This window comes from Streptomyces sp. NPDC059788 (assembly GCF_042732265.1).
In the GTDB taxonomy this organism is placed as follows: domain Bacteria; phylum Actinomycetota; class Actinomycetes; order Streptomycetales; family Streptomycetaceae; genus Streptomyces.
In genome coordinates, this window is sequence record NZ_JBHWHY010000009.1 from 179,922 (window position 1) to 194,617 (window position 14,696).

At 70.9% G+C, this 14,696-nt stretch carries 13 protein-coding genes and 2 rRNA genes; 10 read left to right on the top strand and 5 right to left on the bottom strand.

Annotated elements, in window-relative coordinates:
* The first annotated feature begins 27 nt into the window (after positions 1-27).
* Both ACFV57_RS10875 and ACFV57_RS10880 read left to right on the top strand, forming a co-directional pair.
* Entirely contained in the window at positions 28-210 is a 183-nt protein-coding gene (locus ACFV57_RS10875) for a hypothetical protein (RefSeq protein ID WP_385228514.1), read from the top strand.
* A gap of 162 nt (positions 211-372) precedes the next feature.
* Positions 373-1,965, top strand: a complete 1,593-nt coding sequence (locus tag ACFV57_RS10880) for an FAD-binding oxidoreductase (protein WP_385228516.1) — start codon at positions 373-375, stop codon at positions 1,963-1,965.
* A gap of 79 nt (positions 1,966-2,044) precedes the next feature.
* Here ACFV57_RS10880 and ACFV57_RS10885 read toward each other — a convergent pair whose 3' ends face one another.
* The gene (locus ACFV57_RS10885) at positions 2,045-2,743 is read right to left on the bottom strand and encodes a phosphatase PAP2 family protein (protein ID WP_385228519.1); all 699 of its coding nucleotides are present in this window, start codon (positions 2,741-2,743) and stop codon (positions 2,045-2,047) included.
* A gap of 209 nt (positions 2,744-2,952) precedes the next feature.
* Positions 2,953-3,957, bottom strand: coding sequence for an NlpC/P60 family protein (locus ACFV57_RS10890; RefSeq protein ID WP_385228521.1), 1,005 nt, complete (start codon positions 3,955-3,957; stop codon positions 2,953-2,955).
* 288 nt (positions 3,958-4,245) lie between these two features.
* On the opposite strand from ACFV57_RS10890, the gene ACFV57_RS10895 reads away from it, so the two are divergent.
* The 7 genes from ACFV57_RS10895 to ACFV57_RS10925 all read left to right on the top strand — a co-directional run bounded on the left by ACFV57_RS10895 (position 4,246) and on the right by ACFV57_RS10925 (position 12,690).
* Positions 4,246-4,473: a DUF397 domain-containing protein gene (locus tag ACFV57_RS10895; RefSeq protein WP_385228524.1), complete on the top strand. Its 228-nt coding sequence runs from the start codon at positions 4,246-4,248 to the stop codon at positions 4,471-4,473.
* Positions 4,474-4,710: 237 nt separating this feature from the next.
* A complete protein-coding gene (locus tag ACFV57_RS10900; RefSeq protein ID WP_385228578.1) occupies positions 4,711-5,019 on the top strand; it encodes a hypothetical protein in 309 nt (102 codons plus the stop codon).
* A gap of 663 nt (positions 5,020-5,682) precedes the next feature.
* Positions 5,683-6,528 carry a hypothetical protein gene (locus tag ACFV57_RS10905; protein WP_385228527.1) on the top strand — a complete coding sequence of 282 codons (846 nt, stop codon included), beginning with the start codon at positions 5,683-5,685 and terminating at the stop codon, positions 6,526-6,528.
* Positions 6,518-7,918: a hypothetical protein gene (locus ACFV57_RS10910; RefSeq protein ID WP_385228530.1), complete on the top strand. Its 1,401-nt coding sequence runs from the start codon at positions 6,518-6,520 to the stop codon at positions 7,916-7,918. The genes ACFV57_RS10905 and ACFV57_RS10910 overlap by 11 nt, the downstream gene beginning before the upstream one ends.
* Positions 7,915-9,477, top strand: coding sequence for an SCO6880 family protein (locus ACFV57_RS10915; RefSeq protein ID WP_385228532.1), 1,563 nt, complete (start codon positions 7,915-7,917; stop codon positions 9,475-9,477). The genes ACFV57_RS10910 and ACFV57_RS10915 overlap by 4 nt, the downstream gene beginning before the upstream one ends.
* A 28-nt stretch (positions 9,478-9,505) precedes the next feature.
* On the top strand, positions 9,506-10,930 hold the full coding sequence (locus tag ACFV57_RS10920) for an ATP-binding protein (RefSeq protein ID WP_385228581.1): 1,425 nt from the start codon (positions 9,506-9,508) through the stop codon (positions 10,928-10,930).
* A complete protein-coding gene (locus ACFV57_RS10925) occupies positions 10,927-12,690 on the top strand; it encodes a type VI secretion protein (protein WP_385228535.1) in 1,764 nt (587 codons plus the stop codon). The genes ACFV57_RS10920 and ACFV57_RS10925 overlap by 4 nt, the downstream gene beginning before the upstream one ends.
* A gap of 11 nt (positions 12,691-12,701) precedes the next feature.
* Here the strand turns inward: ACFV57_RS10925 and ACFV57_RS10930 are convergent, their stop codons facing one another.
* Complete coding sequence (locus ACFV57_RS10930; protein WP_385228538.1) at positions 12,702-13,244, bottom strand: GNAT family N-acetyltransferase; 543 nt, start codon at positions 13,242-13,244, stop codon at positions 12,702-12,704.
* 119 nt (positions 13,245-13,363) lie between these two features.
* Here ACFV57_RS10930 and ACFV57_RS10935 point away from each other — a divergent pair, with 119 nt between their 5' ends.
* Positions 13,364-14,221: a DUF6796 family protein gene (locus ACFV57_RS10935; RefSeq protein ID WP_385228541.1), complete on the top strand. Its 858-nt coding sequence runs from the start codon at positions 13,364-13,366 to the stop codon at positions 14,219-14,221.
* An 80-nt stretch (positions 14,222-14,301) separates the two neighbouring features.
* On the opposite strand, the gene rrf is transcribed toward ACFV57_RS10935, so the two are convergent.
* Together rrf and ACFV57_RS10945 are read right to left on the bottom strand one after the other, a co-directional pair.
* Positions 14,302-14,418: ribosomal RNA gene (gene rrf / locus ACFV57_RS10940) — 5S ribosomal RNA — on the bottom strand.
* A gap of 74 nt (positions 14,419-14,492) precedes the next feature.
* A 23S ribosomal RNA gene (locus tag ACFV57_RS10945) occupies positions 14,493-14,696 on the bottom strand; the annotation flags it as partial.

The following is a 14,696-nucleotide window of genomic DNA, read 5'->3' on the forward strand; positions in this document are numbered from 1 at the left end:
TACACCCCGGGCGCGTAGCGTGGCGCCGTGCACGACCGAGCAGCGCACGAGCCGACACCGGGGCCCCCGGGGCCACCCGACCACCGGACCACCACCACCGAACGAGGCGCCTTCTGCCTGGCCCGCTGCAGTTGCGGCTGGCACGGCCCGGCCCGCCGGGCCCGCTCCCAGGCACGTACGGACGCGGAGCAGCACCACCGGACGGGGTGAACGAGAGCCCCGCACCACCGGCCCCGGGCGGCACGCCGCACCCGCCCGGACGCCCCGCCGGCCACGCCCCTGGAACCTTCCCGGGCCCTCGCCTCATCTGGGTAGGGGGAAGTCATCCACGGCGCGCGGGCCCCAAAGGGGTCCCAAAAGGGGCAGTTCACAATGAAGCGGCGCACGATACTGGCGGCCGGCGGCGGACTCGCGGCGGCAACCGCCGCCTGGACCACCGCCTGCGGCACCGACACCGGCCACGCGAGCCCCCGGGGGACCGGCCCGGCGTCCGGCGGCGTCGGCCCGAACAGCGGCTCGCAGGCCGGAAAGGCCCCGGCCGGCACGGCATCGTGGGACGCCCTGCGCAAAAGCCTGGACGGCAAGCTGATACGCGCGGGCGAAGCCTCGTACGACACCGCCCGGCGCCTGTACAACACCCGTTACGACAACCTGAAGCCCGCAGCCGTCGCCTATGTCCGCCACCCGGCCGACATAGCCGAGTGCCTGTCCTTCGCCCGCCGCTACAACGCCCCCGTCGCGATACGCAACGGGGGTCATTCATATGCCGGTTGGTCCAGCGGCAACGGCAAGCTCATCATCGACGTCTCCGCCCTGAACTCGGTCTCCGCGCCCTCCGGCGGCATCACCCGCATCGGCGCCGGCGCCAAGCTCATCGAGGTCTACGAGGGCCTGGGCAAACACAACGTCACGATCCCCGGCGGCTCCTGCCCGTCCGTCGGCATATCCGGTCTCACCCTCGGCGGCGGCCACGGCGTCGCGTCCCGCGCGTACGGCCTGACCTGCGACAGCCTCGTCGGCGCCACCGTCGTCACGGCCGACGGCAAGACCGTCGAGTGCGACGCCAAGCGCAACAGCGACCTCTTCTGGGCGCTGCGCGGCGCCGGCAACGGCAACTTCGGCGTGGTCACCGAACTCCGCTTCCGCACCCACGCCGCGCCCCGCTCGGTCATGGCCTACCTGACCTGGCCCTGGTCCAAGGCCACCGCCCTGCTGCGCTCCTGGCAGGAGTGGGGCCCCACCCAGCCCGACGAAATATGGTCGTCCCTCCACCTGGACGCCCACCCCGGCGGCACCCCCACCGTCTCCGTCGCGGCCTTCTCCCTGGGCTCCTACGGCGACCTCCAGAACGCCGTCGACAAGCTCGCCGACCGCACCGGCGGCCCCGGGCCCGCCAAGTCGGTACGCCTGACGCCGTCCTCGTACCTCGACGCGATGGAGTCGTACGCCGGCTGCTCCACGAAGACCACCGAGCAGTGCCACCTGCCGGGCGCCCTCCCCGGCCGCAGCGCCTCCGGCAAGCTCGCCCGCGAGACGTACGCGGCCCGCTCCGACTTCTACGACCGCTCCCTGGACGCGGCCGGCGTCCGCGCCCTGCTGGGCCAGATCGAGGCCGCGAGCCGCAAGGGCGTCGCCGGCAACGCGTCGCTGACCGCGCTGGGCGGCGCCATCAACCGGGTCCGCCCCACCGACACCGCCTTCGTGCACCGCCGCTCGCGCTTCCTCGCGCAGTACCTGGCGTCCTGGAAGGCGGGCGGCACGGGCTCCGCGCAGAGCGCGTGGCTGACGAGCATCCACGGCGCGATGCGGCGCTACGCCTCGGGCGCCGCCTACCAGAACTACGCGGACCCGGCCCTGACCGACTGGAAGAAGTCCTACTACGGCCCGGCCGCCGACCGGCTCACCGAGCTCAAGCAGCAGTACGACCCGAACGGGCTGTTCAGGACGTTCCCGCAGGCCCTGTGACCGTCCGTCCCCTCATACGACGAGGGAGGACCGGGCTGTCGGCCCCGGTCCTCCCTCATCGCTTCGCTCCGTGCCCCGGCTACGCCGCCAGGTCCTCGTCCCGCTCGTCACGCGACACCGGCGGTACGGCCGTCACCGGCTCGGAGACCGCTCGGGGCACCGGCCCGCCGGCCCGTACGAGCCACCAGGCGGGCGAGCGGCCGACCGCCGTCGCGACCGGGATCAGCATCGCCTGCGCCACCGGCGCCAGCAGCAGCGCCACCGCCGTGCCGAGCGCGAAGCCCCCGACGACGTCCGTCGGGTAGTGGACGCCCATGTAGACCCGGCAGAACCCTTCCAGCAGCGCCAGGCCGATGCCGATCAGCCCGTACTTGCGGTGCGCGATGAACAGTCCCACGCCGACCGCCATGGTCAGCGTCGCGTGATCGCTCACGAATGAGAAGTCGGTCTTGCCCGGAATGAGCACTTCCAGCCCCGCGTGCGTCCGGAACGGCCGGGGCCGCTCCACCACCGCCCGGATCGGGATGTTGGCCAGCAGCGCGACACCCGCGGCCAGCGGCGCCCAGACCAGGCCCGCCAGCGCGGCCGGCGCGTCCGGCCGCTTGCGCGCACCCCACCAGGCGACCAGGCACAGCACGGCGAGCGCGGCGATGATGCCGTACTCGCCCATGTACTCCATGGCGCGGTTGAGCCACTGCGGTGCGCCCTTCGCGAGGCCGTTGATGCCGTCGAGCACGTCCACATCGGGGTTCGACCCGTCCATTGCGAGTCCAGCCATCTGCCGCGGCCCCTTACCTTTCGCGCGCGCGAGCGCCGTGTGAGTGCTGCCAACCCCCGTGGTTGTCGGGCGTGGCCGGATTCCCACGGCCTCGCCATGTCTCCATGCCCAGGAAACGCGATGTACTGCCGCGCCGTTCCAGCTTCCACCGGATGATCACCAGGACGTTATCGAAGAGAGACTGATGTCCGCAGTTCAGGGCCCCATGTTCACGCAGCGTTCGCGCGGGGCAGCGCTTTCGCGCCATCCTCGGTGACCCGGGTCGCGCCGATGTAGTCCGGCGTGTCGATCTTGTCGAACCGGATCACCGCACCGGTGTACGGAGCGTTGATCATGTAGCCGCCGCCCACGTAGATCCCCACGTGGTGGATGGAGCGCGGATCGTTGAGGTTGTGCGCGAAGAACACCAGGTCCCCGGGGAGCAGCTCGTCCCGCTTCGGATGCGGCCCGGCGTTCCACTGGTCGTTGGCCACCCGCGGCAGCTCGATCCCCACCGAGTGGTACGCCGCCTTCGTCAGCCCCGAGCAGTCGAACCGCCCGTCCTGGTCCGGCGTGCCGTTGCCGCCCCACAGATACGGCTTGCCCAGCTGCTCCTGCGCGTAGGTGATCGCGGCGGCCGCCTGCCGGGACGCCGGCACCCGCCCCACCGGCGCCTCGAAGCTCTTCGCGAGGGTCGTAATGATCTTCACGTAGTTCTGCGTCTCGCTGATCGCCGGCACCCCGCCGGCCTTGATGACCCGGTACGCGCCCGCGTTGTACGCCGCCAGCATGTTGTGCGCCGGATCGCCGGGCACGTCCTTCACGTACTTCGCCAGCTCGCAGTCGTACGACGCCGCCGACGGAATCGCGTCCGCCGGGTCCCATACGTCCCGCCGGCCGTCCCCGTTGCCGTCGATACCGTGCGAAGCCCACGTACCCGGGATGAACTGGGCGATCCCCTGCGCCGCCGCCGGGCTCTGCGCCCGCGGGTTCCAGCCGCTCTCCTGGTACAGCTGCGCGGCGAGCAGCGCCGGGTTGATGGCGGAGCACAGATTGCCCCACTTCTGCACCAGCGGCTGGTACGAGGCCGGCACGGCCCCCTTCGCCAGCCCCACCGCCCGGCCCGCGCCTCCCGCCAGGCCCGCGGCGGCGGTGTACGTGCCCACCACGAGCAGCGCGAGGAAGCAGAGCACCAGCCCCACCCCGACCCCACCGGCCACCCAGAATTTGCGCACCCCTCAACCCTCCCCCATACGGGCGCGTTTCACCGCCGTTTTCGGCATGTACCTCACCACACACCGGCCGCACGGCCCCGCACCCGCGCCCCCGAAGCCCGCCCGGGGCGCACGGCCCCGCCCCGTTCCACTCCCCGCACCCGGGTCGTCCTTCTTCGGGACGTCGAGGCCGGGAGCGGCCCCCGGAGCGGGGTACGGCCGGCTCCTGCACGGCCCTGACGGGCCGTAAAGTCCTCCGCGTACGACAGCACGAGGCCATCGCCCCAGCCGGGCCCGACGGAGGTCACCATGCCGACCGCTCCCACCCCCACCCCTCCCGAGAACCTCAACTGGCAGAAGGCCACGGACGACGAGGACGCGCCCGAGTACATCGAGGTCGCCTTCGGCGAAGACGGCCGCGTCCACCTGCGGACGAACACCGAGCCGGACAACGTCGTGGTCACCACGCGCACCAAGTGGGACGCGTTCGTCCTCGGGGTGAAGGCCGGGGAGTTCGACCACTTCGTGGGGCTTTAGCGCCGCCCGCCTCCCCGCCGTTCGAACATTGCCCGGCGTGATCGGCCGTGATACACACGGTGAGACCGGCAGGTCCCCAGGCGTGCCGCGCACCCGTATACACGCAATCCCCACGAGATCCGTCAAAGAAAGCCGCCGAGTCGACTTCTGATGGCGGTTTTGTCGGCGAAGATAGAGGCTGGCCCGTACCGCGTGGCGCGGGTACACAACAACCCATAAGGGGCGGTGAGTTCATTCATGCACTTGGCGGCCGAAAAGGGCGACATCACCACCATCATTGGCGGAATCGCCCCGAACTGGGGCCCGTTCGGGACGCTGGGCAACGAAGCCCGCGTGATGATCGAGGTGGTCATGGCAGTAGCGATTCTGCTCTGCCTCGGCATCGCGATCTGGGGCGCGGCCAAACAGCGCATCGGCGCCACCGCGCTGCGCGACACGTTCAGTGCCGAACAGGGCAAGGGCCTCATCGTGGCCGGTCTGACCGGCGTCTTCATCATCGGATCGCTGGGCACGCTGTTCACGATCGTGTACGGGATGGCGGTGTAACCGGCGCGGCGGGCGCAGCCCCGCCCGTACCGGAGGACCGGGGCGGCCGGAGCCACCGGTACACGCACCGCCCCTGACGGCCCCTCACCCGGTCCCGGCCCACCGGCCACACCGGCCCACCCAGCCGATCCACACCCGGCCACCCCACGCCCCACCGGCCGCAGCAGACCCCACACCGCCGCCCCGCACCCCACCACCCCCTCCCGTCGCGCACCGGCCCCACACACGCCCCCGCGCGACCCCGGAACGGCGCACCGCGAGCCACCCCCTCCCGTACGCCCCTCCCGACCCCCGCACCTCCCCCTTTCCTCACCTCCGCCACCACCGGACACCCCCGTCGCCGAGAGCACCCGCCGATGCCCGCTCATGCCACCCCACGCCGTTCCGCTTTGCGCCATGCCGGTACGCAACGGGCCGATTGGGTCGCGCGCGGGGCGGGGACACAAGGGCGTGGCGGGGACGAAGCGGCGGGCGCGGCGCACGAGGCGGTCGCAAATGCCGCAGAGTCCCCCATTCGCCTCTTCCGCCCGACATCTGAGGTCTCGTCACGGTGAGATGTACTCGTACCACTGCGCCCGAGCCGCCGTCCGCGCGGCTACGGTCATATACGGGCGGCAAAACGACAGCAGTGACGGCGATGGCGGTTGAGGGGGCACAGGCGCGATGAGTCTCAGCGATGGCGGTGGATACGGCGGTGGCGAGCCCGGCGGCCCGGATACGGGCGGCCAGACCCGCACCAGACTTCCGGACGGCGACGGCGACACGTACGGAGCCGCCCGCCGTCCCCGTACCGGCTCCTCCAGCCGGAACCTGATCACGATCGTCGGCGTGGTGGTCCTCCTGATCGCGGCCATCGCCTTCGCGAACCGTGGCGGGGGCGAGCAGGGGGCCTCCGACGGCGCCGCGAAGGACGCGGACGCCGGCTCGACCGCGCCCACCGGCACCAAGCCGGTCACCGGCAAGACCGGCGGCATCGCGACGGGCTACGCGAAGACGGAGCAGGGGGCGCAGTCGGCGGCGGCGAATTATGCGGTGGCGCTGGTATCCGCCGACATACTCAAACCCACCGAGCGGCACGCGATCGTCCAGAAGGTGTTCGCCCCGGCCAAAGTCGGCGAGATGCAGAGCAAGCTGGACCAGGCGTACTCGGCCGGATTCCTCGGCAAGCTGGGGCTGGACGCCAACGGCAACGCCGCCAAGGGCCTGACGTACATCTCCCGTACGGTCCCCGTCGGCACCAAGGTCGCCGCGTTCGAGGGGGACACCGCTCGGCTGGAGGTCTGGTGCACCGGGCTGTTCGGTACGGCGGGAGCCAGCTCGACCACACCGGTGACGAGTGACTGGTTCACCATGCATCTGGAGCTTCGCTGGGCGGATGGCGACTGGAAGGTGCAGAGCTACGTCCAGAAGGACGGCCCGGCCCCTGTGAACGGCGACAACAAGACATCCGGAGCGGACCAGATCGCCAAGGCGGTCAACCAGTACGGAGGCTTCACCTATGCCCGGTAGCCGGCGGAGCCGCGCCCTGTCGATCACCGCCGCACTGGCGACCGTACAGACGGCAGTATTCATGCTGGCCACTCGCGCACTGGCCGCCCCCTCACCGACGCCGACGCCGACGCCGGGTGCGTCCTCTCCCGGCGCCACCGTGAGCCCGTCCCCCAGCGCCTCCGCCAAGGACGACTGCGACCTGATCGTCGGCATGGCCAAGGACTACTGCCAAAACGGCGACAAATCCGGCGCCACCGCCCCCAAATCCCCCGGCGGCCTCACCGACAACAACCCCCTCGACCCCCTCACCTCCCTCGCCAAGGGCTGTGCCGACGCCGCCGCCTGGATCGTCAACAAGCTGTCCGACGCCGTGCAGGCGACCTCGCAGGTCGACTTCACGAACAGCGCGTTCCTGAAGCAGTACGCCGTCGTCTTCGCCGCCTCCACCGTGCTGACGCTCGTGCTGTGGCTGCTGGCCGTCGCCAAGCGGGCCGTGCGCGGTGTGCGGCTGACGGAGGCGATCAGCGAGGCGGTCGGTTTCCTGTGGCTGACGGTGCTGGCCTCCGCGTTCACGCCGCTGATCCTGTACACCGTCGTCTCCGCGACCGATGGCGTCACCGAGATCATCGCGAAGGGGACCGGCGCACAGACCGACACCTTCTTCGGCGCGTTCTCGGCGGCCCTGAAGAAGGACACCGACATCGGCGGCGGCCCGATCATGCTGATCGTGGTCTCGCTGGTATCCGTGCTGGCGGCCGGTGTGCTGTGGCTGGAGCTGGTGATCCGGGCGGCCCTGCTGTACGTGGGCGCGCTGCTCGGTACGGTCGTCTACGCGGGCCTGGTCGACAAGAACATGTGGGGGCACGTCCGCCGCTGGGCGGGCATCATGATCGCCGTGATCATGGTGAAACCGGTCATCGTGGTCGTCCTGGGCATCGCCGGCGCGCTCACCACCGGCGGCGGCCCGAACGCCATCTCGGCCGTCGTCTCCGGCCTCGCCATCATCCTGCTCGCCATCTTCGCCAGCGCCATGATCTACCGTTTCGTCCCCGGTTTCGGCGACGAGATGCTCTCGGCCCGTACGAACAAGAAGCAGGCCACCGAGGGCTCGCAGGCCGCCGCCGTGATCTCCTCGCCCGCCGCGCTGGTGTCCCAGGGCATCAAGACGCACAGTTCCCGCAGGTCCGGCGGGGGCGGCGGGCAGGACCAGGGTGGCGGACAGGCCCGTCCCGCCGACGCGGTGGCCGGCGGCGTCGCCGCCCACAGCAGCCGCGCCGGCACCTCCGGCGGCGGCCGCGCCCCGGCCCCCGCCTCCCCCGCATCCCGTTCGCGTCCGTCCCCCGGTCCGAGCACCGGCTCTTCCGGCAACGCCCGCACTGGCAAGACTCCAGGAGGTGACGGGCGTTGACGACCCAGTCCCACCCGATCACGCCCCGCCGCACGTATCTGATCGGCCGCGCCCGTCCGAACGCGATCGTCGGCAAGAACCGCGAGACCGGCGAGATCGCGCTGATCATCGCGGGCGCGTTCATCGGCATGGTGTGCGGTCTGCTGGTGCCGGTGCTGTCGCTGCGCATCGCGACCCTGACCGGTTTCCCGCTGCTGGCGATCGCCGCGGTCTACTTCCCGTACCGCGGCCGGACGTTCTACAAGTGGTTCGAGATCAACCGCAGCTACCGGCGTACGGTCCGCCAGGGCACCACGTACCGCTCCGGCACCGCCGAGGCCGGTGTCCGCCTGGACGGCCGGGAGGTGGAGATCGGCCCGCCGCCCGGCATCGGCCGCATCAACTGGCTGTCCGCGCCGTTCGGCCCGGACGAGATCGCCGTCCTGCTGCACGCGGACCGCCGTACGGTCACCGCCGCCATCGAGATCGAGGGCCCGGGTGTCGGCCTGCGCGACAGCGAGGACCAGGAGGCCCTGGTCGAGCGGTTCGGCACGCTGCTCAAGCACGTCGCCAACGGGGACGGCTTCGTCACCCGCCTGCAGATGCTGGCCCGTACGCTGCCCGCCGACCCGGACGCGCACGCCAAGGACGTCGCCCAGCGCGGCAACACCGACTCCCCCGCCTGGCTCCAGGAGTCCTACGACCAGCTCCAGTCCATGGTCTCCACCTCCTCCGAACAGCACCGCGCCTACCTCGTCGCCTGTATGCACTACACCCGCGAACTGGCCGCCGAGGCACACACGATGGCCCGCGCCGCGCAGCTGCACCGCGGCGGCCTGATCCGCAAGAAGCTGGACCGGGACGCGGGCCTCGCCGTCGTCATGGCACGCGAACTGACCGACATCTGCGCCCGGCTGGCCGAGGCCGACATCCGCGTACGCCAGCCCCTCGGGCAGAGCCGGCTGTCCTCCCTCGTGCACTCCATGTACGACCCGGACCACCCCATCGACCACATCCAGGCGATGAGCCAGCGCAACGCCTGGCCGGCCGAGCTGGACGCGATGGAGCCGACGTACCTCCAGGCCAAGACGCGCGAATCCGCCACCCGCGCGCCCTGGTGCCACGCCACGGCCTGGGTCAAGGAGTGGCCGCTGACCCCCGTCGGCGTCAACTTCCTGGCACCGTTGCTCGTGCACACTCCCGATGTCATCCGTACGGTGGCGGTCTGCATGGACCTGGAGCCCACCGAGATCGCGATCGAGCGGATGCTGACGGAGAAGACCAACGACGACGCGGAGGCCAGCCGGGCCGCCAAGATGAACCGGGTGGTCGACCCGCGCGACGTGGCCCACCACGGCCGCGTCGACCAGCGCGGCGAGGACCTGGCCTCGGGCGCCGCGGGCGTCAACCTCGTCGGCTACATCACCGTCTCCTCCCGCTCCCCCGAGGCGCTGGCCCGCGACAAGCGCACCATCCGCGCGTCGGCGGGCAAGAGTTACCTCAAACTGGAGTGGTGCGACCGGGAACACCACCGCGCCTTCGTCAACACGCTGCCGTTCGCGACCGGAATCCGCCGCTAAGCCGCTGGGAGGCGCGTACGTCATGGCCATGCTCGATCCGCTCGCAGCGCTCACCGAGGCGTTCACCAGCTTCCTGTTCGGGAAGGTGGAGACGACGCGGCTTCCGGTACGGACCTCCACCGGCCAGGCCCAGGCCGTCTACCTGCCGACCGCCGCACCGGGCCTGGGCGACTCCGGCGTGATCATCGGCCGCGAGGTCTACAGCGGCAAGGGCTACATCTACGACCCGTTCCAGCTGTACGGGCAACAGCTGCCGGCCCCGCACTGGCTCGTCCTCGGCGAGTCCGGCAACGGCAAGTCGGCCCTGGAGAAGACGTACGTACTGCGACAGCTGCGGTTCCGCGACCGGCAGGTGGTCGTCCTGGACGCACAGGGCGAGGACGGCGTCGGCGAGTGGAACCTGATCGCCCAGCAGCTGGGCATCACCCCCATCCGCCTGGACCCCACCGCCGCCCTGAACGGCGGCATCCGCCTCAACCCCCTCGACCCGTCGATCACCACCACCGGCCAGCTGGCCCTGCTCCGTACGATCATCGAGGTCGCCATGGGCCGCGGCCTCGACGAGCGCTCCGGCTTCGCGCTGAAGGTGGCGCACGCGTACGTCAACGAGACGATCACCAACCGGCAGCCCGTACTGACCGACATCGTCGAGCAGCTGCGCCACCCGGAGGAGGAGTCGGCGGAGGCCATGAACGTCGACATAGACGACGTACGGGCCTGGGGCCTGGACGTGGCGCTGGTCCTCGACCGGCTCGTCGACGGCGACCTGCGCGGCATGTTCGACGGCCCGACCACGGTCGGCATCGACCTGGACGCGCCGCTGATCGTCTTCGACCTCTCGCACATCGACCGCAACTCGATCGCGATGCCGATCCTGATGGCCATCGTCGGCGTGTGGCTGGAGCACACGTGGATCCGCCCCGACAGGAAGAAACGGATCTTCCTCGTCGAGGAGGCCTGGCACATCATCAACTCGCCGTTCGTCGCGCAGCTGTTCCAGCGGCTGCTGAAGTTCGGCCGGCGCCTCGGCCTGTCCTTCGTCGCCGTCGTCCACCACCTCAGCGACGTGGTGGACGGCGCGGCGGCCAAGGAAGCCGCCGCGATCCTGAAAATGGCCTCCACCCGCACCATCTACGCCCAGAAGACCGACGAGGCACGCGCCACCGGCGCCGTCCTCGGCCTGCCGCGCTGGGCCGTCGAGATCATCCCGACGCTCACCCCCGGCATCGCGGTATGGGACGTCAACGGCAACGTCCAGGTCGTCAAACACCTGATCACCGAGGCGGAACGGCCGCTGGTCTACACCGACCGGGCGATGACCGAGAGCTCCGCGATGCTGACGGACGAAGCCCTGGCCATCGGGCGGGCGGCGGACGCGGAGGCCCGGGAGCGGGCCGAGGCGATGGCGATGCGGCGGCAGTTCCGGGACGAGTCGAGCGAGACGGTGGCGTGACGCGGGGATACGGGGCCGGGCACAGGCACAGCGGTACGGGCCCGCAGGGCGGCTCGGGAGGCGCAGGGGGCCAGGGCGGCCCGGGTGGCGGGCGGGGCCGCGGTGTCCCCGACTCCCTCCTGGTCGGCGTCCTCGCCTTCCTCCTGGGCCTGACCGTCCTGGCCTGGACGGCGACGGGCCTGGCCGGCCTCCTTACGCACGGCGCCTGGCCGGACGGCGTGACCTTCACTCGTACGCCCATGGCGCTGCGCAGCCTCATAGCCGCCCCGCACGACCTCGGGGCCGCCTGGCCCGACACCCCCGCCGCACAGCTCTCCGGGTACGGCCTGTTCTGGGGCATCCTCATCAGCGAACTGCTGGTGCTGGTCGTCCTGGCGGTCTTCGCCATGGGGACGATCGCCCGCTATCGGGTGGTACGGGCCAATCGGCGGGCCGGGGGCAAGGACGCCGGGCCGGGCGGGGAGACGCGGGCGACGGCCGCGGGGGCTCCGGGTGCGGCAGCAGCTGCGGGCGGGCCCTTGGTGTCGGCAGCGGGTGCGGGGGCACCGACTGTTCCGGTGACCCCAGTGGCCCCAGTAGCCCCAGCAGCTCCGGTGGCCCCGGAGGCTCGGGTGACCTCGGAGGCTCCGGTTCAGAACACGCCCGCCACGGCAGTGACGTACGAGGCCCCCGCGGCCCCGTCGTCCCCGGGCCCCGCCCCCGCGGCAGCAGCCCCCGGAACGCCCGACACCACCACACCCACCACACCAATCACCATCGCTCCGATCACCACACCCAGCACCACCGCACCAACCACCCCAGCCGCCACCACACCACCCGCTCCCGGACTCACCCCCGGCGTGCACTACGGCAGCGACCGCCGCCAGGCGGGCGCGCTCGCCGCGGCCGCCATCACCGCGGCCGAGGGCCCGCTCGTGGTCGCCACCACCGACCCGGCCCTCTGGTCCGACACGAAGGACGCCCGCGCCAAACTGGGCCCGCTGCTCACGTACGACCCTCAGCACCTCCTGGACACTCCGGCCCGGATGCGCTGGTCGCCGACATCCGGCTGCGAGGACATCGGCACCGCCGCCGCCCGCGCGGCAGCTCTCCTCACGCCCGTACGCCCCTCCAGCGCCCTCGACTCGGCGGTGGCCGACGCCGCGACGACCCTCCTGCGCTGCTGGCTGCACGCCGCCGCCGTGGACGGCAGGCCCTTCCGGCAGCTGCACCGCTGGGCGCACGCCAAGGGTGCCGCCCAGGAGCCCGTACGCATCCTGCGGACGAACCAGAAGGCATCGGCGGGCCAGGCGGGCGAGCTGGAGTCCGTACTGACCGCGCACGCGGAACGCCGTGAGATGGCGCAGGAATTGGTCTCCCGCACCCTGGCGTCGCTCTCCTCGATCCACATCCGGGACGCCTGCAACTCGGCGCGATCCGATGCCCTGCTTCTCGAATCTTTCATCGACGAAGGGGGAACGCTCTACGTGGTAGGGGAATCCATCGAGGATCCGCGAACCACTCCGGGCGCGATGCCCCTGCTCGTCGCGCTCCTCTCCAACGTGGTCGAGCGCGGCCGCCGCATGGCCGAACGGTCATCCGCCGGCCGGCTCGACCCACCACTGACCCTCGTCCTGGACGACATCGCGGCGCTGGCGCCGTTCCCCGCGCTGCCCGGCCTCCTGGAAACCGGCCGCGCGCAAGGCCTGTTGACCCTGGCCACCCTGCGCTCCCGGGAGCAGGCCCGCGCCCGCTGGCCGCACAGCCCACTACCGGACTGACCCGGCGTCCGTTACGCCCGCTCCAGCGCCATCTCGCGTTCGATGGCCGTCCCGTCCTTGGGATCGGCCATCGTCCGGCCGGTCTCGACGAAACCGAGCGACCGGTAGAGCGCCACCGCGCGCCCGTTCTCCTCGTGCACCCAGAGCCGTACGCGGTCCACCGCCGGTTCGGAACGGCTCCACGCCCAGCCGACGGCCGCCGCGAACAGCTCGCGCGCCAGCCCCGTGCCGCGGTGCTCCGGGCGGACGTACACACCGACGATGTGTGCCCACGGCTCCTCGCCGCCCCGCTCGTCCGCGCCCTCCTTCTCGACGAGTACGACGACCATGCCGCCCCAACTGCCGTCGGCCCCCTCGCCGATGAACGTCAGCGGGTCCCGGTCCTCGTCACTGCGCCCCGCGCGCCGCTGCCACACCTCGTCCGGGTACGCGGCGACCTTCTCCAAGGACTCGTTGAAGGCGATACGCGATACGGGATCGGCGAGCGCCGCCAGCCGGAGTTCCCTGAGCCGCTTCCACTCGTCCGCCTTCACGGGCCTGATCAGATACCCCATCGGCCCAGCATCCCAGCAGCCGATCCCCCTGGCCACACGTCGTTCTCCCTTCACTCCCACCACTTGCTAGTTAGGCTAGCCTCACCTAACCACTCCCTGCTGCTCACGGAGATCTCCCCTTGCCCGACGCTCCCAACTCCTCCAGCCCCACCAGCCCAACCGACTCCACCGGCCCCGAAAACTCACCCAGGTCGACCATCCCAGACAGCTCCCCCGACCCGACGGCCTCAGCCCCACACGCACCGCCACCCCCGCCACGCGGCGCCGGGACTCTCGCCCTCCGCCTGGCCGGCATCGCCGGGATCGCGGCATCCGTGGCCTGGCTCATCGGCGACATCCTGCTGCTGGGGAAGCCCATGGGGTCGGCGGACCAGTACCCGATCCTCAACGCGTACGACGGCATGGCCCGCGACTCCCTGGCCGCAATGCTGCCCGCCTCCACCACCCGGCTGGCCTGGGGAGCACTGCTGGGCGTCCTGACCGGGCCGCTCTACCTCGTCGCCTGCCGCCACTTCCGCCAGGCCCTCTTCCCGCACCCCCGCCGCGTCTCCCTGCCGCCCTACCTCATGCTGACGGCCGGGTACGCGCTCGCGCCTTTCGCCCACGGATCGTTCTTCTACTGGGGGCAGGCCGCGAAGGCGGTCCATGAGTCCGGCGCCGGCTCCGACGCGCTGACCACTCTTCCGGGTGACCTCGCCACCGTGCTCTTCATCCCGTACGCGGTACTCCTGGCGCTCTGGGTTGTCGGCTCCGTGTGGATGGCCGTCCTCGTTTTCCGTGGCGGCACCGCTCTTCCCCGCTGGACGGGCATGGCGAACCCCCTGTTCTGCACGCTCATCGGGGCCCTCGTCACCAAGCTCTGGCCCGGTGCCATAGGCACCGCTCTCCAGGGGGCTGCCCTGAGCGTGGCCAACCTGCTCCTGTTCTCCCTCACCACCGTGGTGCTCTGGAAGAAGGCCGGCGAAGAGTCCCCGTAAGCCGCCCGAAAAGCCCCCCGGGAACGCAAAAAAGCTCCGGTTCCCGAACCAGAAGGTTCGGGAACCGGAGCTGAAAAATTGTTCGGCGGCGTCCTACTCTCCCACAGGGTCCCCCCTGCAGTACCATCGGCGCTGAAAGGCTTAGCTTCCGGGTTCGAAATGTAACCGGGCGTTTCCCTAACGCTATGACCACCGAAACACTATGAAGATGAACTCCAGCCGGCAAGGCGAGTTCGTTACTTCAGAACAAACACAGTGGACGCGAGCAACTGAGGACAAGCCCTCGGCCTATTAGTACCAGTCAACTCCACCTGTTACCAGGCTTCCATATCTGGCCTATCAACCCAGTCGTCTACTGGGAGCCTTAACCCCTCAAAGGAGGTGGGAGTCCTCATCTCGAAGCAGGCTTCCCGCTTAGATGCTTTCAGCGGTTATCCTTTCCGAACGTAGCCAACCAGCCATGCCCTTGGCAGGA